The sequence below is a fragment of the Salinigranum rubrum genome (genome assembly GCF_002906575.1).
GTDB lineage: Archaea > Halobacteriota > Halobacteria > Halobacteriales > Haloferacaceae > Salinigranum > Salinigranum rubrum.
The window spans coordinates 2142250-2167421 of record NZ_CP026309.1; the positions used below are offsets into that span (position 1 = coordinate 2142250).

A 25172-nucleotide genomic window follows, 5' to 3' on the forward strand; every position below is an offset into this window, starting at 1 on the left:
GTGACCGACACCGATCCAGACCCGCACCTCGCCCGCATCACCGTCTACCCGGTGAAGTCGCTCGACGGCGTCGACTGCGACGGGGCGACGTTCACCCCGGGCGGCGCGCTCGCACACGACCGGACCTACGCGCTCGTCGACGAGGAGGGCCGGTACGTCAACGGGAAGCGCGAGCGGGCCGTCCACCGGCTCCGCAGTTCGTTCGACGTCGAGACGCGGCGGCTCGACCTCTCGGCACCCGATCGCGAGTCGACGACGTTCGACCTCTCGCTCGACGACGAGAACCGACCGCGGGACGCCGAGGCGCTCTCCGAGTGGCTCTCGGCGTACTTCGAGTATCCCGTCTCGCTCCGTCACGACAGAGTTGACGGGTTCCCCGACGACACCGAGGCGTCGGGGCCGACCCTGATCTCGACGGCGACTATCCGGGAGGTAGCGTCGTGGTTCGAGGACATCGACGAGGCCGGAATGCGTCGTCGGCTTCGCGCGAACCTCGAACTCGGCGGCGTTCCCCCGTTCTGGGAGGACCATCTCTTCGCCGACCGCGACAGCGTCGTCTCCTTCTCTCTCGGTGACGTCGAACTGGACGGGGTGAATCCCTGTCAGCGCTGCGTCGTTCCGAGCCGGGACCCCGACACCGGCGAGGGGACCGCGGGATTCCGCGAGCGGTTCATCGAGCGGCGTGAGGCGACGATGCCCCCCTGGAGCGGCGGCGACTGGTTCGACCACTCCTTCCGGCTGATGGTCAACACCCGAGCGGCCGACGTCGGCGGGCAGAAGGTGTCCGTCGGCGACTCTGTTTCGGTCGGCGAGACGCGCCCGGCGGACGAGACAGACGGGGACTGAACTCGTTTCGTTCTGCCCGTTGCACCGCCCTGTCGTGTGGCTCCCGCGCCGAACCGGATGTGAGTTTTGTCGGCCCCTGTCGTCCCTACTGGTGTGTTCGACCGAGCGCTCGAACGCGCGTCAGATCGTTCGGAGGCCCCGTCGAGCCGTGCGGCCGTCGTCCACGCGTGGACCGCCGGACGGAGGGCGGTCGTCCGCACGGGCGGACGCCTCGCTCACCGTCTCGCTCGGGGGTCGTCGCCATCGCGTTCTGGGTGGCCATCGTCGCCCCGCTCCTCGTACTGGCGCTCCTCTTCGGTGGGCTCGAAGCGGGCGAGACCGCCGCGTTCGTCACGCTAGTCGTGGTGAACCTCGTCGCGCTCGGTGTCGGTCACCGCTACCGCCACCCCGAGCCGAGCCGGCCGGACGAGCGCCGCTGAGGTCAGAACCCGCTGAACTTGTCGCGCCGGTAGAGGTCCAGTTCCTGGACCGTCGAGCGGTCCTGCCGGGCCGCGAAGACGAGGGCGTCGGCTATCTCCTCCGGTTCGGTCACCTCGCCGGCTTCGAAGCGTTCCTCGAGCGGCTCGCCGTCCTCGCTCCCGAACTCCGTGCGGACCTCGGTCGGGTTGACGACGGTGACGGCGACGCCGCTCTCGCCCAGTTCGGCGGCGACGCTGTGTGCGAAGCCCCGGAGCCACCACTTCGTCGCCGCGTAGACGGGGTTGAACCGCCGGGGGTACTGCCCCGCGAAGCTCCCGACGAAGAGTAGGTTGCCCCTCGACTCCTTGAGGTGCGGGATGGCCGCCCGGGTCGTGAAAAACGAGCCGTCGGTGTTGGTCGCCATCATCTGGCGGTACTCCTCGGTCGTGAGCGACTCGACGTCCGAGCCTCTCCCCAGTCCCGCGTTGTTCACCACCACGTCCAGCCCGCCGAAGGCGTCCGCGCTCTCGTCGACCATCCGCTGGACCTGCGCCTCCTCGCGGATGTCCGTCGGCAGCGTCGCCGTCCGGACGCCGTACTCGGCTGTGAGGTCGTCCGCAATCGCTTCGAGACGTTCCTCGCGGCGGGCCGCGAGCGCGACCGACGCGCCCTCTGCCGCGAAGGCGTGCGCCGCCGCTTCACCGATTCCCGCGCTCGCGCCCGTGACGAGTACCGACCGTGTCGAGAGGTCGTGCATACCGAGTGTGGAGGGGCGAACTACTTGAGCGTGAGTCTCGGTTCCTCGGACTCGACTGTGCGTCAAACCGGCACACAGCAGGCTTGAAACGGAACTGTTTTACGTATCTCAGCGTTATCCAAAGTCACGCGCTCCGTTGGTGTAGTCCGGCCAATCATCTTGCCCTCTCACGGCAAGGACCAGGGTTCGAATCCCTGACGGAGCATCCCTTCCTGCCGCCGTCACCGAATGTAGCCAGTTACCGACGAGAGTCCCTCCTGGCTGCTCACGTTCGGCAAGAGTCCCGAGAGAGGCGAGGTCGATACGGACGTTCGCTCGGCGTTCGTCCGAACGGACGCTATCCCTCACTGCCCGGACGCGACCACGAGAACTCGAAGCGCGGCGAACGCTCACTCCGTGTAGTCGGGCCGCTCTTCGTACTCGATAGGGTCCTCGACACCCAACCGCTGGAACGCTTGTAATCTAAAGGCACAGGAGTCACACGTCCCACACGCCGGTTCCTCGGCCCGGTAACACGACCAGGTGTGTTCGTACGGGACGCCGAGTTCGAGCCCCCGCTTCGCGATATCGGTCTTCGACCACTCGACGAACGGCGCGTGGAGCCCGATTTCGGTCCCGGGTTTCGTGCCCACGTCGATGACGTTCTGAAACGCCTCGAAGAACGCCGGTCGGCAGTCGGGGTAGCCCGCGAAGTCCTCCGAGTGTGCGCCGATAAAAACCGCCGACGCGCCCCGTGCCTCGGCGTACGACGTCGCCATCGACAGCAGGTTCGCGTTTCTGAACGGCACGTACGACGTCGGAATCTCGTCGCTCTCGAAGTCCGCGTCCGCGACGTCGATGTCCTCGTCCGTCAGCGACGAGGCGCCGATGCGGGCGAGATGTTCGGTCTCGACGTGGAGGAAGTCCGCGGCGCCGACGGCGTCCGCGAGTGTGCGGGCCGACTCGAACTCCTTGTCCTCGGTTCGCTGGCCGTAGGAGGTGTGCAAGAAGAGGGGCTCGTACCCGCGCTCTCTCGCCTCGTAGACGGCCGTCGCGCTGTCCATCCCGCCGCTGACCAGAATCACTGCGTGCTCTGTCATCGTGTCGTGGTGTCTCCGTCGTTCGTCTCTCGCATCAGGTCCCCGGCGCGTCGTTCCAGAGGTCGACGTGTAGCCGGGGCGTGTACCGGTAGCCGTGTTCGAGCGCCAGTTCCGCCGTGAGGCCGCGGGTCTTCGCCAGTCGCTCGGGGGTCGTTCCCTCGGGCATCAACAGCACGTCGGCGTCTCGAATCCGCGCGCTGCTCACCGCTCGAAGTTCGTCGACGAGCGATTCGATTTCCGCGAGGTCCTCGCGGGAGGTGACGACGAACTTCAGCTGAAAGTCGTACGCCTCGACCAGCGAGGCGAGGGCGTCGTAGTCGAGTCGGTCCCGCTCGTGGCGGTCCCCCCACACGCCGACGTCGGCGTCCCCGCCCGCAGGCGGGCGCTCCGCCGTCGGAGTCGAGGTGGCGAGTTTCGGCGAGATGGACGCGAGGTCGACTGCCGTGTCTCGAAAGACCGTTCCGTTGGTCTCGACCGTGGTGTGATACCCTCTGGACGACAGTTCCGAGAGCAGGTCCGCGACGGCGTCGTGGATCATCGGCTCGCCGCCGGTGACGACGACGTGGTCACCGCCGTGGGTCTCCACCTGCTCCACCACGTCGGCCACGTCGAACCAGCCGTGAGTGGGTTCCCACGAGGTGTGGTACGAGTCGCAGAACCAACACCGGAGGTTGCATCCGGAGGTACGGACGAACGTGCTCGGCACGCCGGCCAGCCTCCCCTCGCCCTGCAGCGAGTGAAACACCTCGTTGATGGGGAGCGCCGACTCGTCGACTTCCTCGGGGGCGTCCAGCCCGCTCGCGTCGGTGTTGACGGGCATCAGAACGACGCGCAGAGTTCGCTCGTCTCGGCGACTTCTACCGAAACGTCGGTGACGTTCTCGCCGAACCGTTCGAGCAACTTCCGTTCGAGGACCACCGCCATCACCTCCGCCGTCGGCGGGTGGTCGAGGACGACCACGGCATCGCCGTCGCCCGACTGCTCGAACGCTCGGACGAGCGGGTCGCCCGATTCGAGGAGGAACCGGTGGTCCCACTCGTCGACGACGCTCGTGACGTCGCCCTTGTCGACGACCCACCCCTCCTCGGTGAGCGTCCCGGTCACGGTGACCGATATCTCGTAGTTGTGACCGTGGGGACGCGAACACTTCCCGTCGTGGTGGAGGAGTCGGTGGCCGGAACTGATTCGAATCGGCCGGTCGCGGCCGACGTGGAGCGTCCGCTCGCCGGCATCCGACGCGAGAGAGGTGGGGTGTTCTTCGAGTGTTCTTCCGGGCATACTCCGAGATTATCAGTTCGGTACTTAACCGTGCTCATCCGGACCCGTCCCGTACTCGTCCCCACCGACTCACCGAACGCCGTCCGGCGGCTCTCGCACCCGCCGGATACAGCCGACGGACAAGAGCGTTCGGGACGCCGACGCGCGCTCTCGGGCAACACTGATGGCGTCTGTCAACGAGGGTAGAGGTATGAGCGATATCGTCCTCGTCGACGGCGCGCGAACCCCGCACGGCACCCTCCTCGGCTCGCTGTCGGACGTCGAGAGCGTCGAACTCGGACGGGTCGCCGTCGACGGCCTCGCCGAACGGATCGACCTCAACCCCGCGGCGGTCGACTGGGTCTGTCTCGGCAACGCCATCCAGGCGGGCATCGGACAGGTGCCGGGGAGACAGGTCGTCGTCGAGTCCGTCCTCCCGGAGACGACGCCGACGACGACGGTCAACGAGGCGTCGGGGTCGGGGCTGCGGGCCATCACGCTCGCCGCGGACCGCATCGCCTCGGGACGGGTCTCGTTCGCGATTGCCGGCGGCTTCGAGTCGATGACGCGTGCCCCGTGGGTCCTCCCCGGACTCAGAGACGGGAAACGGTACGGCGACGTCACGCTGAAGGACTCGATGCTGCTGGACGCGCTCTGGGACGTGAGCCTCGACGTCCACATGGGTGAGATCACGGAGCGCCTCGTCGACCGCTTCGGCGACGAGTACGACCTTTCGAGACGAGCGCAGGACGAGTACGCGCTGGAGAGCCACCGGCGTGCCGCCCGCGCCATCGACGAGGGGCGGTTCGACGCCGAAGTGGTCCCGGTCGACACCGGACGCGACGTCGTAAAGCGCGACGAGGGGCCGCGCCCCGACTCGACGATGGACGACCTCGCGCGGCTCTCGCCGTCGTTCCGACCGGAGGGGACCATCACGCCCGCGAACGCCTCGAAGCTCTCCGACGGTGCCGGGGTCGTCCTGGTAGCCGACGCCGACGCCGCGGCGGACGCGGGGCTGGAGCCGATGGCCCGACTCGTCGACTACGACTTCGTCTACCGCGCGCCCGACGAGTTCAACGAGGCCGTCGGCGACGTCATCGAACGCGTACTCGACACTGCCGAAGTAGAGGTCGACGACGTCGGCGCGTTCTGGGTGAACGAGGCGTTCGCCGCGCAGTCGGTCTACGTGATGCAGCGGCTCGGGATTCCGCGCGAGCGGATGAACCCCTACGGCGGCGCCGTCGCGTTCGGCCACCCCATCGGCGCGTCGGGCGGGATGCTGGCGACGTCGCTGGCGTACCAGTTCGTCGCCGACGACATCGAGTACGGACTCGTCGGAATGAGCCTCGGCGGCGGCGGCGCAGTCATGTCGCTGTGGCAGCGCGCGTGAGCGTCAGGGGAGGGTCACTCCGTCTCGCCCGCTAGCTCGTCCGCCACCTGTATCCTGGGTTCGATGACGTTCGCGTCGGAGTCGTATCGGACGAACCCGGCCGCTTCGAGCCGCGGGAGGTGGACGTGGTGGAGCGCGACCTGGAGCGAGTCCCCGGAGTCGACTCCCGAATCGAAGTCGTCCAGCCGCCTCATCTCTGCCACGAGCGTCGACAGGTCCAGCGGTTCGTTCCGTCCGGCGAGAACGACGAGTGCCGCTCGCCGTTCGGGGACGGCGAGGTGAGCGAGAGACGCCGCGGCGTGACGCCGGTCGGTTTCGAGGAACGCTCGAACGTCCGGGACGGCCTCGTGTCCATCGAGACGTGCCCGGACCGTGCCGTCCTCGTCCCGTGAGACGAGTCCGGCCGCTTCCAGTCGCGGGAGGCAGGTGTGGTACAGTTCGATCAGGACCGACTCGACGTCGGCGTCGGAGACAGCGTCGACCGCGACGTCCCGTTCGTCGGCGGAGACGGTCACGGCCAGTGTCTCCGTGGACATCGGCCCGTCACGGTCGAGTGCCGAGAGAATGTGCCGGCAGCGAGCGTCGCTCAACGCCGTGTAGGACCGCTTTCGAGCCTGGTCGATCCCTTCGACTCTCCCCGTGTTCGTTGGCTCCCCCATCACGGACGTGCGTTCGTGGGCCGCCCACATAGTCGTATGCCCCGCGTCTGCCGGCACGCCGAACGGGGCGACCTGTGGCGCGGCGGCGCCGGCGACGACTGCGCTTTTGTCCGCGCCGAACGTAGGTGAGCCGTGCCCGCGTTCGACGCCGTCCTGTTCGACCTCGACAACACGCTCTGTCGCCACGAGCAGTCGGCGGAGACCATCTACTTCGGCGCGTTCGAACGTGCCGACATCGAACCCGTCGGGACCCCCTCCGACCTCTGGGAGGCGCTCGACGGCGACCCGCCACCGGACGACCCGACCGACTACCTCGCCGACGGCTTCGCGCGGGTCTCCGACCAGTACGGCGTGAGCGTCGACGCCCGCCGCCTCGCGGAGGGGTTCCGCGAGACCGTCGACTACCGCGCCGTCTCGTTCGTCTCAGGGGCCGAGCGCGCGCTCGCCGCGGCCAGCGAGCACGGCCCCGTCGGTCTGATCACGAACGGCCCGTCGTCGAGACAGCGGGTCAAACTCGACGCCCTCGGCATCGGGGAGGCGTTCGACGTCGTCGTCTACGCCGGCGACCTGCCCCGGCGCAAACCCTACCCGGACCCGTTCGAGGACGCGCTCGACGCGCTCGACGTGCGGTCGAACTCCGCCCTCTACGTCGGCGACTCCGTCGAACACGACGTCGTCGGCGCACAGCGCGCAGGCATCCCCGTCGCCTGGTTCGCCGACGGGGGTGAGTGGGACGAGCGGTGGAACGAAGTCGACCCACCAGCGTACGTTCTCGACCGGATGGGCGGCCTCGCGGACGTGCTCGGCGATGACGCCTCGGCATCGACCGTCTGAGCGGACGGCCCTCAGCCCGAGAACCACGTGAGTGAGTCGTTTCGCTCGGTGAGGTGCGACGTGTCGAGTGTCGCAGTCGACGGGAGGGAAACCGTCGACCCCTCGGCGTCGAGAAGCGTCCGTCGCAGGGTCCGACAGGCAGTATCGAGCGACGGGTTCGTCCGGAGCGTCAAGCTCGCGTCGAGGGTGAACAGGCCGCGGTCGAACGCCGCGTGGTGGGTCCGGTCGAGGACGAGGACGTTCGTCGGGTCCAGCCGGTGTGCGGGATAGTCGCTCCAGGGGAGGACGTGTGCGACGTCCAGCAGCGCCGCGTGGTCGACGCCCGAGACGGGACACCGCCGCTCGTACCGTTCGAGCGCGGCCCGCCGGAAACTCGCGGGGAGCGACCGCGCCCCGACGACGGTGTCGTACTCCTCGGCGCGGTAGGGTGCCTCGTTCCCCTCGTCGACGTCGGACGTCGGTCGACCGTCTTCGTACGACAGCGTGTGAATCTCGTAGAGACCGCGGTCGACGAACTCGATTTCGTCGCGGTCGCGGAGTTCCTGAAGGACGCGGCTCATCGTCTGCTCGGGCGTCTTCGCGTCGGAGAACTGCCGCTCGAAGCGCGGGAGCGCCTGGTCGAGGAGTTCCTGCCGGGAGACGCACGGCGACCCGGTGTCGCGGCGAAAGCGTTCGAGTTCGCGGCGGACCGCGTCGCGCCACTCGGACATGTGGTTCGAGGAGACGGGGGCTGATCTTGGATCTATCGGCGTTCAGCAGGGCAATCGGCCGTATCGATCCGGGAGAGGGCCCTCTTCGACCCCGACGTCGTGCCGGTGTGGATTGTCGATTCGGTCGGGACGGTGCGGTGGCGCGTGGCGCCGTCGACTCCGGTCGGCGGCCCGCGCGTGCGAGGGATGACTGAGCGGCGTGAGCGGAGCGAGCGAGCGAGCGAAGGAAGTCGGCTGGGGAGGCAGTGGCATCACCGCGTCCGTGTCCCGCGGAGTCGCTGCCCCCCGCTCTCTCTCGATGTCCGTCCCTGTCCGCTCTCGACGCCTTCTTTAGCCGTACCTCTCCCTCAATCACACCCCGACACACCCGCCCGAACAATCATATCCCTCCGTGCCGCATGGGTTTTAAGATCGTTCTACCATGTCTCAGGGTTACAGCCACGGGCGGGTGCAGGAGTACTGGCAGTCTGTCTGGGAACGGGAAGGGGTCTACCGCGCCGGCGACGCGCCGGACCCGACGTACGTGCTGGGGATGTTCCCCTACACCTCCGGCGAACTCCACATGGGTCACGTCCGCAACTACACCATCACGGACGCGTACGCCCGCTACCGGCGGATGCAGGGCGACGACGTGCTCCACCCGATGGGGTGGGACGCCTTCGGCCTCCCGGCGGAGAACGCCGCCTACGACCGCAACACCGACCCCCGGTCGTGGACCGAGACGTGCATCAGACAGATGCGCGAGGAGATGGAGACGATGGGGTTCGGCTACGACTGGTCCCGGGAGGTCACCACCTGCGACCCCGACTACTACCGGTGGAACCAGTGGCTGTTCAAACGCTTCTACGACGAGGGTCTCGTCGACTACAAGGCCGCGACGGTCAACTGGTGTCCGGACTGCGAGACGGTGCTCGCGGACGCCCAGGTCGAAGAACGGGCGGTCGGTCCCACCGACATCGCCGTCACCGGCGAGGCGAGGGATTCCGACACCGACGCTGCCGCGGAGACGGTCGACGTCTGCTGGCGGTGTGAGACGCCGGTGAGCCGGCGGGACCTCGACCAGTGGTTCTTCCGCATCACCGAGTACGCCGAGGAACTCCACGACGGCCTCGACGACTTGGAAGGATGGTCCGACGGCGTCCGCGAACGACAGCGCAACTGGATCGGCCGCCGCGAGGGTGCGACGGTGACGTTCGAGGTTCCGCGGCGCGACACCACGGTCGACGTGTTCACCACGCGGCTGGACACGGTGTACGGCGGGACGTTCGTCGCGCTCTCGCCGGGGCACGACCTCACGCGCGAACTCGTCGCCGAGGACGAGACCCTCGCCCAGTACGTCGACATGGTTCGTGGCGGGGAGGGAGACGGTACCTCGGGCGTCGACACCGGCCTCCGGGCGACCCACCCGCTCACCGGCGACTCCCTGCCGATATACGTCGCGGCGTACGTCCTCGACGACGTCGGAACCGGGGCGGTGATGGGCGTCCCCGCGCACAACGAGCGCGACCACGCCTTCGCGGAGGCGCACGATCTCCCGCTCACCCAGGCGGTCGAACCGGTCGACGGCTCGGGGACGAACCTCCCGGACGAGCCCTTCACCGAGGACGGCATGCTCACCGCGAGTGACGAGTACGACGGCCTCGCGAGCACGGCCGCACGCGAACGTCTCCTCGACGAGGACGCCGTCGAGGAACACGTCACCTACCGCCTGCGCGACTGGCTCATCTCCCGACAGCGCTACTGGGGGACGCCCATCCCGGTCGTCCACTGCGACGACTGCGGGCACGTCCTCGTCCCCGACGAGGACCTCCCGGTCGAACTGCCGCCGTTCGTCAAGACGACGGGCAACCCGCTCGACGCGAGCGAGGAGTTCGTCGAGACGACCTGTCCCGACTGCGGAGCAGAGGCGAGGCGAGAGACGGACACGATGGACACGTTCGTCGACAGCGCGTGGTACTTCCTCCGCTTTCTCTCGCCGGACCTCGAAACGGCGCCGTTCGACACCGACCGGGCGAACGACCTCCTCCCCATCGACGTCTACGTCGGCGGCGACGAACACGCCATCTTACACCTGCTGTACGTCCGCTTCTTCACCCGGGCGCTGTGTGACCTCGGCCTCCTCGCCGTCCGCGAGCCTATCGACCGCCTCGTCAATCAGGGGACGGTGCTCTACGACGGCCAGAAGATGTCGAAGTCGAAGGGCAACGCCATCGCCCCCCACGAGTACGGCGCGGAGACGACGCGGCTGTTCGTCCTGAGCGCGGCGCACCCGCGACAGGACTTCGAGTGGACCGCCAAGAAGGTCTCCACGTCGTACGACCTCCAGCAGCAGGTCTACGGGCTAGTGCGGTCGTACGTCGAGAGCGACGAGACCGCCGCCCGCGACGAGCACGCCCCGCACGACACCTACCTCGAACGCGAACTCGACCGGACCATCGCCGCCGTCACCGCGGACTACGACCGGTTCCGCTTCCACCGCGTGGTGAGCGAGGTTCACGGACTGGTCCGACTGCTCCGTCGGTACCAGGCGTACCAGACGCCGTACAAGTACCCCTACGAACGCGGCCTCCGGGCGCTGACCCGCTTCATCGCGCCCATCACGCCGTTCCTCGCGGAGGAGTTGTGGAGCATGCTCGGCGAGGAAGGGGTAGTGGCGGAGGCGCGCTGGCCCGAACCGCTCCAGGCGGTCCCCGACTACCGCATCGAGCGGGAACTGATCCGGCGAACGCTCGAAGACGTCCGCGGCATCACCGACGTCGTCGGCATCGACGCCCCGGAGCGGATCGAACTCGTGGTCGCCCAGGAGTGGAAGTACCGCGCGTACCAGGTCGCCCGCGAGGCCGACCCCGACGCGGCGGTCGTCGGGCGGATCATGGCCGACGAGGAGATACGCGGGAAGGGCGAGGCCGCCGCCGAGTTCGCCGCCGACGTCGCCGAGGCGAAGCCGGGCCTCGAACCCGCCCTCGACCCCGAAACGGAACGAGAGCTGTTCGAACAGGCCGCCTGGCTCTTCGAGGAGGAGTTCGGGGCCGAGGTCGTCGTCCGAGGAGCGACCGACGACCCCGACGACGCCCTCGCCCGGAAGGCGCGGCCCGACAAGCCCGCCATCCACATCGACTGAGGCGGCCGACGGACCCGCAGGCGCATCGAGCGGGCCGCTACCCGCCGAGGAAGTCCCGTCGCACCGCCTCGTCGGCCAGGAGCGCGTCGCCGGTGTCGGCGTAGCGGTTCTGACCCTGCGCGAGGACGTATCCGCGTTCGCACCGGTCGAGCGCCGTCTTCGCGTTCTGTTCGACGATGAGGACGGCGGTCCCGGCCGCGTTGATGCGGTCGATGTGGTCGAACATGGTCGTGACCAGGTCGGGCGCCAGTCCGGCGGAGGGTTCGTCCAAGAGGAGGAGCGAGGGGTCGAGGACGAGCGCCCGTCCCATCGCGAGCATCTGCTGTTGCCCACCGGAGAGGTTGCCGGCGCGCTGGTTCGTCCGCTCTTCGAGCACCGGGAACTGCTCGTACACCCGTTCGAGGGCCGCGTCCGACGCCCCGCCGTCGAGGTATCCGCCCAGCCGGAGGTTCTCCTCGACGGTGAGCGTCGCGAAGACGTTGCCCGTCTGCGGCACGTAGCCGATGCCGCGGTCGATGATCTTCTGGGTGGCGAGCCCCGCGATGTCCTGCCCCTCGAAGGCGATGCGCCCGTCCATGTACGTCGTCAGCCCGACGACCGTCTTCATCGCGGTCGACTTGCCGGCGCCGTTCGGGCCGACGATGGCGACGTACTCCCCGTCGTCGACAGCGAGGTCGACGCCGTGGAGGATCTGTAAGTCGCCGTACCCCGCGTCGAGGTCGTCGACGGCGAGGAGCGTCATCGAGAGCCACCGCCAGCGTTCGAAATCGCTCGCTCCGTCGTCGGCTTAGCCGTCGGTTCGGTCATGGGTTCGTGTTTCGAAGTTTCACTGGTTCAGTTTCCGAGGTACGCGTCGATGACGCGCTGGTCTTCGAGTATCTCTTCGGGCGTGCCGGTCGTGAGGACGCTGCCGTTCGTCATGACGATGAGCCGGTCGACCAGGTCGGTGAGCGTTTCGAGTTCGTGTTCGATGATGAGCAGCGTCAGCCCGTCGTCGTTGAGCGCCTCGATGTGGGCCGCGATGTCGCGGGTGAGCGTCGGGTTGACGCCCGCGAACGGTTCGTCGAGGAGCAGGAGGTCCGGGTCGAGCATCAGCGCCCGCGCGAGTTCGAGCAGCTTCCGCTGACCGCCGGAGAGCGAGCCCGCGTACTCGTCGACCATCGTGTCGAGGTCGAAAACCGCCAGCAGTTCCTCCGCCTGGTCGCGTGCGGCCCGCTCGCGGTCGGCCGCCGCGTCGGTCCGGAACACCGCGTGGTAGGCGCGCTCTCCGGGGTGATCGGGCGTCGGCAGCAGCATGTTCGCGCCGACCGACATGGTCGAAAACTCCCGCGTCTGCTGGAACGTCCGGACCATCCCGCGGCGGGGGAGTTCGTACGGGGCCACGTCCGTGACGTCCTCGCCGTCGAATCGGACGGTCCCGGCGTCGCTCTCGAGGACCCCCGAGACGCAGTTGAACAGCGTCGTCTTCCCCGCGCCGTTGGGTCCGATCACCCCGACGAGTTCGCCGCGTTCGACCGTGAAGCTCGCGCCGTCGAGCGCGCGGATCGAACCGAACGACCGCCGGAGGTCCGCGACGTCGAGGAGCGTCATCGAGACACCTCCGTCATCGCTCCACCCCCAGTTCCTTCGGGTCGCCCCAGATGCCCTCGGGTCGGTAGCGGACGATGAGCACGAGCAGGAGACCGACGAGGATGAGACGGATGGAGGCGAACTGGTCGGCGGTGACGGCCGGAATCTGGTCGTTCAGGAAGCGGGTCAGGAGCTGGAAGCTCATGATGATGGCGAGTCCGCCGATGACGCCGCGGTCGCTGGCCGCGCCGCCGATGAGCATGCCGATCCAGACCAGGACGGTCACGTTGATGGTGAAAAAGCCCGGCGAGACCGCGCCCAGGTGGAAGGCGAACATCGCACCCGCGAAGCCCGCGAGGGCGGCGCCGTAGACGAAGACGACCAGTTTGTACCGGAAGACGTCCTTGCCGAGGGTCTCGGTGACCTGCTCGTCCGCGCGGATGGCGTGGAGGACGCGACCGTACGGCGATTCGGCGAGCCGGTGGAACACGCCGTAGGCGAGAAGCGCCAGCGAGCCGAACAGGAACGCCGTCGCGAAGAGGTTGGGTGCGCCGTCGCTGGTGAGCGCCGCGAACGGACGTGGGACGTTTCCGAGGCCGAGGCTCCCGCCGGTGACGGACTGGAACGTCCCGACGAGGCCGTGGACGATTTCGGCGACTGCGAGCGTGACGATGGCGAGGAAGTCGTCGCGGAGGCGGAGCGTCGAGACGCCGAGGACCGCGCCGAGCGCCACCGCGGCGACGACGCCGGCGACGAGTCCGACGGGCCACGGGAAGCCGAGGCCGATTCCCTCGAACGGACCGTCGGCGGTCATCATCGCCGCGGTGTAGCCGCCGACGGCGAAGAAGGCGACGGGACCGAAGTTGACCAGGCCGGCGTGGCCGAACTGGAGGTTCACCCCGACGAGGATGAGGACGTACGCCAGGAAAATGATGCCGACCTCGAAGAACAACAGCGTCGCGCGCGGCGGCGCGATGAAGAACGGGCTCAGGAGGAACGCGACGGCGAGCACGACGAGGACGACGCCGGCGCGGGCCGCGTCCACTGGGAGGTCGTCGAGAACGCTCACGAGTGGCGGACCTCCTGGTTGACGATGCCGCCGGGGCGAACGAGTAAGACGACGATGAGCACGACGAACGCCATGGTCGTCCCGAACTCGGAGACGCCGGTGGGGAGGAAGGCGATGGCGAGGGAGATGCCGATGCCGAGGATGTACGAGCCGACGACCGCCCCGTAGGGGCTCCCGGCGCCGCCGAGGATGGCCGCGGTCAACACCAAGAGGAGCTGTCCGAAGCCGAGCGACGGGTTCGCCGACCGGCTCACGGCCAGGAGGATGCCCGCGACGCCCGCGAAGGCCGAGGCGATGAGCCAGACGACGTGGCGGACGCGGCGCGTGTCGATACCGGTCACGAGCGCCAGGTCCTCGTTGTCGGAGGTCGCTCGCATCGCCACGCCGATCATCGTCCGGTTCAAGAAGAGGTGGAGCGCGACGACTGCCACGACGGTGATGGCGACGATGAACACCTGCTGGTCGGTGAAGAAGAAGCCAAGCTCTTCGAACCGGTAAGGGGTCGGCCGGGTCGTGTCGATGTACTGCGGGCTCGCACCCGCGGCCAGCCGAATCCCGTTCCGGAGGATGAGCCCGACGCCGATGGAGGTCAAAAGCAGCGGGACCGCCCCGGCGTCGTTCAGCGGCTCGAACGTCACCTGCGCGACGCCCCAGCCGAAGACGGCGGTGACCGCGAGCGCGGCGACGACGGCGACGGCGAAGGGGAGCCCGAGGAACTGCGCGGCGATGAGTCCGACGTACGCTCCGACCGTGACGAACTCGCCGTGGGCGAAGTTGATCATGTTCACCAGGCCGTACACCAGGGTGAAGCCGATAGCTCCCAGCGCGATGAACGAGCCGAGAACCAGGCCGAAGATGAGTTCCTGAACGAGAGGGAGAGCCATTTATGTATCGAGGGGGTGGTCAGTAGTCCGCGATAGATTCTTTCAGCGTGTCCGCCTCGACGGTGAACTCCTCCTCGAAGCCGTCGGGGGTGACCGTCGAGACGCCGACGTTCCCCCAGACGTTTCCGAACTCGGTGAAGTCGACCGGCGTCACCGCTCCCTCGTAGTTGATCTCCTCGCCGGCGTCGAGCGCCTCCTTGCCCTCGGCGAAGTTCGAGACCGCCGTCCCGCCCTCGCGGGTGACGGGACCGATGCTCTGCTCGATGGCCTCCGGCGTGGCCTCGCCCGCGCGGTGGGTCGCCAGCGCGAGGACGTTCGTCGCGTCGTAGGAGGCGACGCCCCACGTGTGAACGTCGGCGTCGCCCAGTTCCTGAAACGCCGGCAGGAAGCTGTCGTAGTTCGGTCCCTGCGTGCTCCCGGCGGCAATCCACGCGCCCTCGGCCTGCTCGCCGACCGCCTCGATGAGGTCGGCGTCCATCAGCCCGTCTTCGAGGAGGAGTTGACGCCCGTAGCCCGCGTTCGACCAGTCGCGGATGACGGTCGTCGCGTCGGTGAGCGCCACCGCGAGCGCCCACGCGTCGAAGTCGGTCTGGAACAGCCGGTCGAGCGACGACTGGTACGAGGACTGCCCCTCCGAGACCTCGACGCGCTGGGCGACCGTCCCCCCGAGGTCCTCGAACGCGGCGATGAACGAGTCGGACCAGCTCCGCTCCCCGGCGCTGGTCCCGTTGAGGACCCCGAGCGTCGTGAAGTCGTTGTCGATCATCGCTTTCGCCGCGCCGGCGGTGTGGACCGTGTCGCCGATGACCGTCCGCCAGAGCCACTCGTCGTCGCTCAGGTCCTCGGGCGTTCCCCGGTCACCCCCGCGGGTGTCGAGGAACGTCGACCCCGGCCACGGCGAGATGATCGGGACTTCGAGTTCCTGAATGAAGTCCCACAGCGGGACGATCTCGCTCGAGAAGAGCCCGTTGATCGCCGGGACCCTGTCGTTGTTGACGAGCTGTCGAACCACCTGTCGGGCCTGCTGTGGGTTGACCGCCGTGTCACGCCGCAGGAGTTCGAACTCGGCGTCGAGGGGGCCGCCGGCGTCGTTGATCTGCTGTGTCGCGAGCTCCGACGCCTGCGACACCGCCGGCTGGAGGAAGTCCCACTTCCCCGAGATACCCGCCGGCTGCCCGAAGACGACCCGCTCGGGACCCGACGACGTCGGTGTGCCCGTCGAGGTTTGTCCGCCGCCGCCGCTCTCTGTCTGTGTCGCTCCGCCACCGCTCGGGGCGTCGGTCGCTGTCGCGGTCGACCCGCCGCCTTCGGTGCCCGCACAGCCGGCGAGGCTGGTCGCCAACATCGCGCTCGCCCCCGTGAGTTTCAGGAACCTCCGACGGCTCGAACGGTTCGCCCTCCGGGACGTATGCCTCTCGCTCATTGTTACTCGTTCTCAACCCACATGGCCACATTTGATAAGTGTATCGGGAAACTCCGGGGAGTCGTGCGGTGTGAATAACGAAGGGATGGGATATCTCCTTATATTTTACCGCATCATTTACGGTATTTAGTCCGGATGTGCGTATCCGGTCAGTCGACTGTGAAGACGAGTTTGCCGTAGGCCCGGCGGTCGGCCATCGTCCGGAACGCCTCGGCGTACGCTTCCAGCGGGAACGTCTCCTGGACGACGGGTTCGACGGTCCCGTCCCAGACGTACCGGAGGGCGTGCCGGAGGTCGGTCGCGCTGTGTGCGGTGCTCCCCAGCACGTCGAGTTGGCGGACGAACACCAGCCTGACTTCGGTCGGCGGGTTGGGACCGGCGGTCGCCCCCGAGGTGACCAGCCGCCCCCCGGACCTGAGCGCCCGCATCGACGGCACCCACGTCTCCCCGCCGACGTTGTTGTACACCACGTCGACGCCGCGCTTGCCCGTGAGCTCCCACACCCGCGCGCTGAACTCCTCCTCGGTGTAGTCGATGACGTGGTCGACGCCGAGGTCACGGAGGAAGGCCGCCTTCTCCTCGGTGCTCGTCGTCGCGTAGATGGTGTCGACGTTGAGCACCTCGCGGGCGAGTTGAACGGCCATGTGGCCGAGTCCGCCGGTCGCGCCGACGACGAGCAGATCCTCGTACGGTTCGAGCGAGGCGCGCGTCGCCAGCGCCCGCCAGGCGGTTCCGGTGACCATCGGCGCGGCGGCGGCCGTCTCGAAGGATACCGAGTCGGGAACCGAGACGAGGTTCTCGGCGGGGACGGCGGCGTACTCGGCGAATCCGCCCTTTCGGTGTTCGCCGAACACCTGGTACCGCTCGCACATCGACTGTTCGCCCGCGAGGCAGAACCGACACGTCCCACACGTAATCGTCGGGTCGACGGCGACGCGCGCACCGACGTCCCACCCCGTCACCCGGTCGCCGACGGCGGCGACCGTCCCCGCCATGTCGCCGCCGCCCCAGAACGGGTACTCGGGGACGTAGTGTTCGAGTTCTCTGACGGCGAAGAGGTCCTGGTGATTGAGCGACGCCGCCCGAACGTCGACGAGCACCTCGTCGGGTTCGATGGTGGGGACCGGCACGTCGAGCAACTCGAACTGGTCGATGTCGCCGTGTTCGTGGAAGCCGACCGCGCGCATCGTCGTCTCGGACGTCGGGGAGGTCATTCCTCCCGATTCGACGGCGCGTGGCATATACTGTTGGGGGTGACTAGCTATATATCCGGGCTCCAAGTTCGTAGGGTATGCACGACGGGCCCGCCCACGCGACGACCGACATCGAGGGATACGTTCCGTTTCCGGCCGACCGGGTCCGGGCGTATCGCGAGGCGGGGGACTGGCGTGACCTCACCTTCCACGCCGTCGTCGACCGGGTGGCCGAGGCCACGCCGTCGCGGCGAGCGCTCGTCGGGCCGGAGCGCGAACTGAGTTACGGCGACCTCGCCCGAAACTCCAGACGGCTCGCGGGCGCGTTCCGCGACGAACTGGGGCTCCGGGCCGACGACACGGTGACCCTCCAGTTGCCGAACTGCGTCGAGTTCGTCGAGGCGTTCCTCGCGTGTTCGCGCCTCGGCGTCGTCCCGGCGTTCGTCCTCCCGCGGCACCGAGAACAGGAACTGGGACACGTCGTCTCCCTCACCGAGTCGAAGGCCGTCGTCACCGCGGGCGACCGGTACGACCTCGGCTTCGACTACGTGGGACTCGTCGACAGTGTCGTCGACGACCACGCGCACCTCGACGCGTGCGTCGCCGTCGCCGGGGACGGGAGCGATGCACCGACCGGATGGCACGACCTGACGGCCCTGCGCGACCACGATGAGGAGGTCGACGGCGACGACGTGAACCCCTGCAACCCCGGGCTGTTCATGCTCTCGGGCGGGACGAGCGGTCTCCCGAAGGCGATTCCACGGACCCACAACGACTACGTCTACCTCTGGGAGCACATCGCGCGGGCGATGGGCGTCGAGGCGGACTGGACGCTCGTCGCCGGACTCCCGATTCCGCACAGCTTCGCGTTCGGGTACGTCCTCGGTGCGGGCCTCTGGGCGGGCGCGACCGTCGCGGTCGAACCGGCGTTGAAGCCGGACCCGCTCGTCGCCCTCGTCGACCGGGTCGACGGCGACGTGACCACGCTCATCCCCAAACAGCTCATCGACTTCCTCGACGCCGGGGCGGACGCGACGCTGTCGACGCTTCGCGTCGTCTGCTCCGGCGGACAGAAGGTCCCGCCCGACCTCGTCCGGCGGGTCGCCGACCAGTGGGACGCCGGCTTCTGCAACGTCTTCGGCATGGGCGAAGGGGCGCAGGTCATCACCCGACCCGACGACCCGGTGGAGGTACAGGCGACGACCGTCGGTCGACCGCTCGGTCCCGGCGACGAGATTCGCATCGTCGACGAGGGCCGGGAGGTCCCACGGGGGGAACTCGGCGAACTCGTCGTCAGGGGCCCCGGGGTGTTCACCGGCTACTTCCGCAACGAGGCCGCGAACGAGTCGTCGTTCGACGACGACGGGTGGTTCTACACCGGCGACGTCTTCTCACAGCGTCCGGACGGCACGTACGAGGTGTGGGGGCGCCTCGACGACACTATCAACCGCGCCGGGGAGACCATCTACGCACCGGCCATCGAGGACGTCCTCGTCGAGCATCCGAAGATAGCCAAGGCGGCCGTCGTCGGCGTCCCCGACGAGGCGCTGGGCGAGCGGGTCGGCGCGGCGGTCGAACTCCGGCGGGGCACAGCGTCGCTCACGCTCGACGAGGTGACGGCCTTCCTCGACGAGCGGGGGCTGGCCGTCTTCCGCCGGCCCGAACGACTCGCCGTGGTCGCGTCGCTCCCGGAGACCGACGTCGGAAAGATCGACCGCGGGGCCGTCGAGCGCGAGTTCGGAGCCGGCGAGAGTGTATAACGATCAGAACGCGCTGGGCGCGAGCGCCTCGACGTTCCGGAGCTTCACCGACTCGGGCCCGTAGTTGTAGATGACCGGACAGTCGATGCCGGCGTCGACGTACTCGCGGTAGCGGTCGCGGACCGTCTCGGGCGACCCGACGGCCGCGACCGTGTTCAGGAAGTCGCGGTCGACGATGGTTTTCATCGCCTCGTAGTCGTTGTTCCGGACGGCCTCGCGCAATGCGTCGACGTCGTAGTCGATGCCGGCGCGCTCGACGAGCGGCTTGATGTGGTCGCTGCAGCAGTGCCACGCCGTGAACTCCAGCACGTCGCGGACCTGCTCGTCGACGCTCAGTTCGTCCTCCTCGTCGACGACGGCCGTCGGGATGTTGAGCGCGTAGAGGAACTCGTCGGGGTCGCGGTCGAACCGGGTCACGAGAAGGTCGTCACCTTCGTCGGTGACGTCGTCGACGAAGGGGACGGTCGCGTTGAACGGCAGCCAGAGACCGTCGAACTTCGCCGCGGCGAGTTCGCGCATCTTCGGGCCCATCCCCGCCAGGTAGAGCGGGATGTCGCTACTGAACTCGCTGCGGAGCTTCCAGTTCGTAATCGTGTAGATGTCGCCCTCGTAGTCGCAGCGTCCGGTTCGAATAATCGACCGGAGGATGTCGTGCGTCTCGCTCATCCGCTTGATAGGGCGGTCGAGCGACTCGCCCAACTTCTGAACGACCTCCGGGGCGCTCGTCGCCACGGCGAGGCCGCGCACCCGCCCCCCGGAGTAGTCGTCGACGGAGCAGACCTCCGTGGCGATCATCGCCGGGTGACGCGTGTACGGACTCGGCAACCCGACGACGATGTCGATGTCGATACCCCACGCCCCGAGCGCCGTCGCGGTGGTGATTCCGTCCTTCGTGTCGATGAGTTCCTGCGTCCAGAAGGCGTCGTAGTCGAGTTCGGCCGCGAGTTCGGCCTGCTTTCGGATCTCAGTAGCCGGACCGACGGTGTCCGAGACGGCGATTTGCATGTGATACGCCTACACACCACGTGGGTAAATACACCTACCGACTGCGCCGACTCCGAGTCCCGTCAGTCCGCCTCCCCGCGGGCCTCCCGGAGGGCGGTCCAGATGGTCTGCCCGGTGAGCGGCGGGGTGAGGTCGCCGATTCCGAACGGGGCGAGGGCGTCCTCGACCGCGTTGACGGTCGCCGCGAGCCCACCGACCGCGCCGGACTCGCCGACGCCCTTCACGCCGAGAGGGTTCCGCGGCGACGGCGTCACGGTGAAGCCCGTCTTCATATCCGGGACGTGGTACGATTTCGGGAGCGCGTAGTCCATGTGTGAGCCGCTGACGAGCGTCCCGTTGTCGTCGTACATCGCGCCCTCGAACAGCGCCTGGCCGATGCCCTGTGCCGTCCCGCCGTGGACCTGTCCCTCGACGATTTTCGGGTTGATCTGGACGCCGCAGTCGTCGACCGAGACGAACGTCTCGAAGGACACCTCCGCGGTCGAGGGGTCGACCTCGACGACCGCAATCTGGACGCCGAAGGGGTACGAGTAGTCGTCGGGGTCGAAGTACGACGTCGCCTCCAGGCCGGCCTCGACGCCCTCGGGGAGGTCGTAGCCGACGTGCGCCACCTCGGCCACCGCCTCCAGCGACATCGAGCGGTCGGGCGCGCCGGCGACGGAGAACTCGCCCGCTTCGAAGACGACGTCCTCGGCCGCGGCTTCGAGACGGTGGGCGGCGATGTGTCTTCCCTTCTCGACGACCTTCTCGGCGCTCTCGCCGATGGACCCGCCCGCCGTGATGGCGCACCGACTGGCGAACGTGCCGACGCCCTCGCGGACCCGGGTGGTGTCGTCCTCGACGATTTCGATCCGGTCGATGGGCACGCCGAGTTTCTCCGAGACCACCTGCGCGTACGTCGTCTCGTGGCCCTGGCCGTGGTTCGAGGTGCCGACGTGGACCGTGATACCGCCGTCGCGGTGACACTGCAGGTTGCTGTACTCCCAGGAGGCGACCTTCCCGCCGCAACCGAAGCCGCACTTCTCGATCCACGCGCCGATGCCGATGCCGAGGTACCGTCCCTCCTCCCGCCACTCCGCCTGTCGAGCGCGGAGTTCCTCGTAGTCGACGAGGTCGAGCGCCTCGTCGAGTGCGGGTTCGTAGTCGCCGCTGTCGTACGTCCCGCCGGCGGCGGTCTCGTACGGGAACGCGTCGGGCGGGACGAAGTTCCGCCGGCGGAACTCGGCGGGGTCGACGCCGACCGCGGCGGCGGCCCGGTCGACCAGTCGCTCCAGCGTGTGGATGAGTTCCGTCTCGATGACGCCGCGGTACGCGTCCGACGGCGTCGTGTTGGTCATCACCCCCCGGACGTGGTAGTGAACTGCGGGGATATCGTACTGGCCGGTCATCACGTTCAGACACGTGATGGCGATGCCGGGCGCGAACGCCGAGAGGTACGCGCCCATGTCGTCGACGAGGTCGACGCGGAACCCCTGGATGTGCCCCTCGTCGTCGACGGCGAGCGTTCCCTCCGTGGTGACGCCGCGACCCTGGATGTCGCTCGCGTAGTTGCTCGTCCGGGTTCCCTGCCAGCGCACCGGCCGTTCGAGGTGCATCGCGGTCCACGCGACGAGCGCCTCCTCGGGGTAGGGCACGCAGCGACTGCCGAAGCCGCCACCCATGTCCGGGGCGACGACGGAAATCTTCGATTCCGGATAGTCGAGCGCCGCCGACAGGTCGCGTCGGAGTTTGTGGGGAATCTGCGTCGTGCTCTGGAGGCGGAGTTCGCCCGTCCCGGGGTCGAACTCGGCGATAGCCGCCCGCGGTTCGATGGGGTTCTGGACGATGCGCTGGTTGCCGATGTCGACCGAGACGGTGTGAGCGGCCGCGGCGAAGACGTCGTCCATCGCGTCGCCGTCGCCGTACTCCCACTCGAACGCGACGTTGTCGGGGGTGCCGTCGTGAATCGCCGGTGCGTCGTCCGCGAGCGCGTCGTCGAGGGTGACGGCCGTGTCGAGTTTCTCGTAGGAGACGTCGACGGCGGAGACGCCGTCACGCGCCGCGTAGCGGTCCGAGGCGACGACGACCGCGACCGGTTCGCCCTGGTGGCGGACGGTCCCGTCGGTGATGACGGGGCAGTTGAGGTGTTCGGCCGTCGAGATGCCCGGCCCCGGGATGATGGGGAGACGCGACGGTGTCGGGAGACGACTCGCGTCCATCGTCTCGGGCGTGACGACGGCGAGGACGCCGTCGAGCGCCTCGGCGGCGGTCGTATCGATGTCGGTGACGCGGGCGTGGGCGTGCTGGCTTCGGACGATTGCGAGGTGGGCCGCGTCCGGCACCCGCAGGTCGTCGGTGTACCGCGCCGTCCCCGTGAGGAACCGCCGGTCCTCCACGCGCCTGACGCTCGCCCCGACGCCGGTTCCGCTCCCGGACGTCGTCCCCGTCGGCTCCGAATCCCGCTTCGCCGTCTCGTCCGTACTCATTGGGTTACGAAAACGAAGGGGGGCGTTATAACGGTGTGTGCCGATATACCACACTCGGCGGGGATGGGATACTACACGTCGGCGCGGGGGACCGACCGTCCGTGCGCGACGGCCGGCGCGAGGGTTCATGTGTTCTCGGCCTCACCGAACCCCTATGCACGAGACCGACGACGCGGTCGAAGCCCGCGTCGGCGACGCGCTCCGGGAGACGGGAGGAACGGTCGCCGTCGCCGAATCGCTGACGGGTGGTTTGGTCTGCTCGCGGCTGACCGACGTCCCCGGGTCGAGCGACTATCTCGACCGCGGGGCCGTCACCTACTCGAACGACGCCAAACTCGACGCGCTCGCCGTCTCGCGGGAGTCGCTCGACGCCCACGGTGCCGTCTCCGAACCCGTCGCCCGGGAGATGGCACAGGGGGTGCGAGACGTGTCTGCAACGACCTGGGGCGTCTCGACGACGGGTATCGCGGGGCCGACGGGAGGAACCCCCGACAAGCCGGTCGGCCTCGTCTTCGTCGGCGTCGCCTACGCCGCGCCGTGGGGGAGCGACGACTCGTTCGCTCGTGCCGAGCGGTACGTCTTCGAGGGGAAGCGAGCGGAGGTGAAAACCCAGAGCGCGACGCGAGCGCTCTCGGACTTGTTGGAAGCCGTCGAGGAGGTCACCGATTCCGAGGCGACCTCCGACACCGCCGGCGGGGTGTAGCTACGACTCGGTCACGACCCGTTCGGTGCCCGCACGACGTGGGGGTCGCCCGTCGCGCGGTCGACGTAGACGGTCACGTGTCGGTCCGCGACGCTCCCCTCGAACACCCACGCGTGCGGTTCGCGGTACGCCCCCGGGTCGAGGCTGACGTCGCTCTGCTCGACCGGGAACGCGTCGAAGACGGCCTCGCGGGCGACCGTCCGCGCCTCCTCCTCGGAGGTGACGCGGTCGGACGACCCGCGGAGGTTGAGAGTGACGACCGGCACCGACGCGGCGCGGACGACCTGCTCCGCGACGCTTCCGAGCAGGTGCCGTTCGATACCGGTCCGTCCGTGCGTCCCCATCACCACGAGGTCGATACCGGTCGTCTCGACGTAGCGGAGAATCTCCGACGCCGGGTCGCCGCGGCGGAGGTCGGCGACCAGCGGAACGGTCGTCTTCGCGGCCTGTTCGCGGACGAGGTCGATGGCCTGCTTGCCCCGTTCGGTGGGTTCGTCGTCCCCCTCGTCGGTACCCGCGTCGGCGTCGCCCCCGTCGTCGACGACGTACAGCGCGTGGAGCGTGGCGTCGTACGTCTCGGCGAAGTCGACGGCGTGTCGAACCGCGCGTTCGGAACCCGGACTACCGTCCGTCGGAACGAGCACAGCGTCGTACATCTCCCTTCACACCCGTATCGACCGCCCGACTATTCAAATAACCGACAGCACGTTCCAGTCGAGTGAGAACCGGGGTTAGCTCGTGGTGACCAGTTCGACCACGTCGCGGTGGGCGAGTTCGTGGTCGCCGCCGATCTGTCGTCCCGAGCGGCAGTCGATGCCGTGGAGGAGGCCGTCGCCGATGTCGGAGTGGATGTGATACGCGAAGTCTTCCGTCGTCGCGCCGTCGGGGAGGACGAAGCAGTCGCGGAAGACGCCCTGCGTGTCCGAGCGGCCGTTGGCGCTCCCGGGAAAGACCGCGAGCGCGCCGAAGACGTCGAACAGCGCGGTTTCGAGCGCCCGCTGAACGCCCGTCCCGTCGTACGCGGAGACGAAGTCTCGAATCCGTTCGAGACCCGCTTCCTGTTCCTCGGAGAGGTCGCCCTGGATGGTGAACGAATCGTCGCCGGCCTGATAGTCGACGACGCCCGCCTCCGCCCCCTGTTTCAGCGCCTTCTCGGCGTGTGCCGACGCGGGAACGACGGTGAGGTGGTCGTAGTCGGGGTCGTCCGTTATCTCCGCGTAGTTCTCCTGGGCCGCGGGGGTGTCCATCTTGTTGGCGACGACGACCATCGGCTTCGTGCGGGTGCGAAGTTCGCGGGCGATGTCGAGTTTGTCCCCCTCGTTCCAGGTGTCGGGGTCGAGGGAGAGTCCGAGGCCGAGGACGACCTGCTTGATCTCTTCTTCCGACGTCCGAAAGGCGTCCATCTGCGTCGCGAGGTCCGCCTCCACGTCGCCTTCAGCGCCGTGGTAGCCCGTCCGGTAGCGTTCGAGCCCCTTCTCCAGAACGTCGAGGTACCACTGGTCGAGTTCGTCCTCCAAGAAGGCGATGTCCTCGCGCGGGTCGTGCCCCTCGGTCGGTTCGCCCTCGATGTCGGTCTCCCCGGAGAAGTCGACCACGTGGACGAGAACGTCCGCCTCGTTGAGGTCGGTGAGGAACTGGTTCCCGAGACCGTTCCCCTCGTGAGCGCCCGGGATGAGCCCGGCCACGTCGATGAGTTTCACGGGGACGAATCGGGTGCCGTCGTCGCAGAAACCGACCGATGGCGTACACGTCTCGTCGAACTCGGGGGCCGCACAGGGGACGCGGACGTACGCCTCCCCGATGGACGGATCGATGGTCGTGAACGGGTACGCCCCCTCCGGAACGTCGTTCATGGTCGCCGCGTTGAAGAACGTCGACTTGCCCACCGAGGGTTTGCCGACCAGGCCGATACGATAGCTCATTACGTCCCGGTCGCCACCCGCCGGGCAAAAACGCCGCTATCCGGGTCGGCAGTGCCACGCCGTCCCCTGTCACACCGACGACGCGGTGTCGTTCGGTCTCGGGCCCGACCGTTCACAACCGACGCGG

General features: G+C 68.4%; 23 protein-coding genes and 1 tRNA gene. 8 read left to right on the plus strand and 16 right to left on the minus strand.

Annotation, left to right across the window (positions count from 1 at the left end; genetic code table 11):
* Both C2R22_RS10510 and C2R22_RS10515 read left to right on the plus strand, forming a co-directional pair.
* A complete protein-coding gene (locus tag C2R22_RS10510; RefSeq protein WP_103425715.1) occupies positions 1-846 on the plus strand; it encodes an MOSC domain-containing protein in 846 nt (281 codons plus the stop codon).
* Between the two features lie 167 nt (positions 847-1013).
* Positions 1014-1265, plus strand: a complete 252-nt coding sequence (locus C2R22_RS10515) for a hypothetical protein (RefSeq protein ID WP_103425716.1) — start codon at positions 1014-1016, stop codon at positions 1263-1265.
* 2 nt (positions 1266-1267) lie between these two features.
* Here the strand turns inward: C2R22_RS10515 and C2R22_RS10520 are convergent, their stop codons facing one another.
* Positions 1268-2002 carry an SDR family oxidoreductase gene (locus tag C2R22_RS10520; RefSeq protein WP_103425717.1) on the minus strand — a complete coding sequence of 245 codons (735 nt, stop codon included), beginning with the start codon at positions 2000-2002 and terminating at the stop codon, positions 1268-1270.
* 130 nt (positions 2003-2132) lie between these two features.
* Between C2R22_RS10520 and C2R22_RS10525 the strand changes: the two genes are divergently transcribed.
* Positions 2133-2207, plus strand: a tRNA-Glu gene (locus tag C2R22_RS10525).
* Positions 2208-2391: 184 nt separating this feature from the next.
* On the opposite strand, the gene queC is transcribed toward C2R22_RS10525, so the two are convergent.
* From queC to C2R22_RS10540, 3 genes are read right to left on the minus strand one after another with little or no spacing between them, the layout of a single operon-like run.
* Positions 2392-3081: a 7-cyano-7-deazaguanine synthase QueC gene (queC, locus tag C2R22_RS10530; RefSeq protein ID WP_103425718.1), complete on the minus strand. Its 690-nt coding sequence runs from the start codon at positions 3079-3081 to the stop codon at positions 2392-2394.
* Between the two features lie 34 nt (positions 3082-3115).
* Positions 3116-3901 carry a 7-carboxy-7-deazaguanine synthase QueE gene (locus C2R22_RS10535; RefSeq protein ID WP_103425719.1) on the minus strand — a complete coding sequence of 262 codons (786 nt, stop codon included), beginning with the start codon at positions 3899-3901 and terminating at the stop codon, positions 3116-3118.
* A complete protein-coding gene (locus C2R22_RS10540; RefSeq protein WP_103425720.1) occupies positions 3901-4359 on the minus strand; it encodes a 6-pyruvoyl trahydropterin synthase family protein in 459 nt (152 codons plus the stop codon). Before C2R22_RS10540 ends, C2R22_RS10535 begins: the two co-directional genes overlap by 1 nt.
* A 190-nt stretch (positions 4360-4549) precedes the next feature.
* Between C2R22_RS10540 and C2R22_RS10545 the strand changes: the two genes are divergently transcribed.
* Positions 4550-5728: a thiolase family protein gene (locus C2R22_RS10545; RefSeq protein ID WP_103425721.1), complete on the plus strand. Its 1179-nt coding sequence runs from the start codon at positions 4550-4552 to the stop codon at positions 5726-5728.
* A gap of 14 nt (positions 5729-5742) precedes the next feature.
* On the opposite strand, the gene C2R22_RS10550 is transcribed toward C2R22_RS10545, so the two are convergent.
* Positions 5743-6417, minus strand: a complete 675-nt coding sequence (locus C2R22_RS10550) for a DUF7344 domain-containing protein (RefSeq protein WP_449329037.1) — start codon at positions 6415-6417, stop codon at positions 5743-5745.
* Positions 6418-6519: 102 nt separating this feature from the next.
* Between C2R22_RS10550 and C2R22_RS10555 the strand changes: the two genes are divergently transcribed.
* On the plus strand, positions 6520-7221 hold the full coding sequence (locus C2R22_RS10555) for an HAD family hydrolase (protein WP_103425723.1): 702 nt from the start codon (positions 6520-6522) through the stop codon (positions 7219-7221).
* A gap of 11 nt (positions 7222-7232) precedes the next feature.
* Here C2R22_RS10555 and C2R22_RS10560 read toward each other — a convergent pair whose 3' ends face one another.
* On the minus strand, positions 7233-7931 hold the full coding sequence (locus tag C2R22_RS10560; RefSeq protein WP_103425724.1) for an HNH endonuclease: 699 nt from the start codon (positions 7929-7931) through the stop codon (positions 7233-7235).
* A 421-nt stretch (positions 7932-8352) separates the two neighbouring features.
* Between C2R22_RS10560 and leuS the strand changes: the two genes are divergently transcribed.
* Positions 8353-11052, plus strand: a complete 2700-nt coding sequence (gene leuS / locus C2R22_RS10565) for a leucine--tRNA ligase (protein WP_103425725.1) — start codon at positions 8353-8355, stop codon at positions 11050-11052.
* 37 nt (positions 11053-11089) lie between these two features.
* On the opposite strand, the gene C2R22_RS10570 is transcribed toward leuS, so the two are convergent.
* The 6 genes from C2R22_RS10570 to C2R22_RS10595 form a co-directional block, all read right to left on the minus strand.
* Positions 11090-11794 (minus strand): ABC transporter ATP-binding protein, encoded by a 705-nt coding sequence (locus C2R22_RS10570; protein WP_103425726.1) that lies wholly within the window; start codon positions 11792-11794, stop codon positions 11090-11092.
* A 92-nt stretch (positions 11795-11886) separates the two neighbouring features.
* A complete protein-coding gene (locus tag C2R22_RS10575; protein ID WP_103425727.1) occupies positions 11887-12642 on the minus strand; it encodes an ABC transporter ATP-binding protein in 756 nt (251 codons plus the stop codon).
* Positions 12643-12655: 13 nt separating this feature from the next.
* A complete protein-coding gene (locus C2R22_RS10580) occupies positions 12656-13690 on the minus strand; it encodes a branched-chain amino acid ABC transporter permease (protein ID WP_103425728.1) in 1035 nt (344 codons plus the stop codon).
* Entirely contained in the window at positions 13687-14574 is an 888-nt protein-coding gene (locus tag C2R22_RS10585) for a branched-chain amino acid ABC transporter permease (RefSeq protein ID WP_103425729.1), read from the minus strand. The genes C2R22_RS10580 and C2R22_RS10585 overlap by 4 nt, the downstream gene beginning before the upstream one ends.
* 19 nt (positions 14575-14593) lie before the next feature.
* On the minus strand, positions 14594-15919 hold the full coding sequence (locus C2R22_RS10590; protein WP_245902732.1) for an ABC transporter substrate-binding protein: 1326 nt from the start codon (positions 15917-15919) through the stop codon (positions 14594-14596).
* Positions 15920-16146: 227 nt separating this feature from the next.
* Entirely contained in the window at positions 16147-17211 is a 1065-nt protein-coding gene (locus C2R22_RS10595; protein ID WP_162562453.1) for an alcohol dehydrogenase catalytic domain-containing protein, read from the minus strand.
* 77 nt (positions 17212-17288) lie between these two features.
* Here C2R22_RS10595 and C2R22_RS10600 point away from each other — a divergent pair, with 77 nt between their 5' ends.
* Positions 17289-18950, plus strand: a complete 1662-nt coding sequence (locus C2R22_RS10600; protein ID WP_103425732.1) for a (2,3-dihydroxybenzoyl)adenylate synthase — start codon at positions 17289-17291, stop codon at positions 18948-18950.
* A 3-nt stretch (positions 18951-18953) separates the two neighbouring features.
* Here the strand turns inward: C2R22_RS10600 and C2R22_RS10605 are convergent, their stop codons facing one another.
* A complete protein-coding gene (locus C2R22_RS10605; protein ID WP_103425733.1) occupies positions 18954-19955 on the minus strand; it encodes an LLM class flavin-dependent oxidoreductase in 1002 nt (333 codons plus the stop codon).
* A 62-nt stretch (positions 19956-20017) separates the two neighbouring features.
* Positions 20018-22420, minus strand: a complete 2403-nt coding sequence (locus C2R22_RS10610) for a xanthine dehydrogenase family protein molybdopterin-binding subunit (RefSeq protein ID WP_103425734.1) — start codon at positions 22418-22420, stop codon at positions 20018-20020.
* A gap of 154 nt (positions 22421-22574) precedes the next feature.
* Between C2R22_RS10610 and C2R22_RS10615 the strand changes: the two genes are divergently transcribed.
* Complete coding sequence (locus tag C2R22_RS10615) at positions 22575-23123, plus strand: CinA family protein (RefSeq protein ID WP_103425735.1); 549 nt, start codon at positions 22575-22577, stop codon at positions 23121-23123.
* Between the two features lie 11 nt (positions 23124-23134).
* Here C2R22_RS10615 and C2R22_RS10620 read toward each other — a convergent pair whose 3' ends face one another.
* Both C2R22_RS10620 and C2R22_RS10625 read right to left on the minus strand, forming a co-directional pair.
* On the minus strand, positions 23135-23779 hold the full coding sequence (locus tag C2R22_RS10620; protein WP_103425736.1) for a universal stress protein: 645 nt from the start codon (positions 23777-23779) through the stop codon (positions 23135-23137).
* A 75-nt stretch (positions 23780-23854) separates the two neighbouring features.
* Entirely contained in the window at positions 23855-25045 is a 1191-nt protein-coding gene (locus C2R22_RS10625; RefSeq protein ID WP_103425737.1) for a redox-regulated ATPase YchF, read from the minus strand.
* Positions 25046-25172 lie beyond the last annotated feature (127 nt).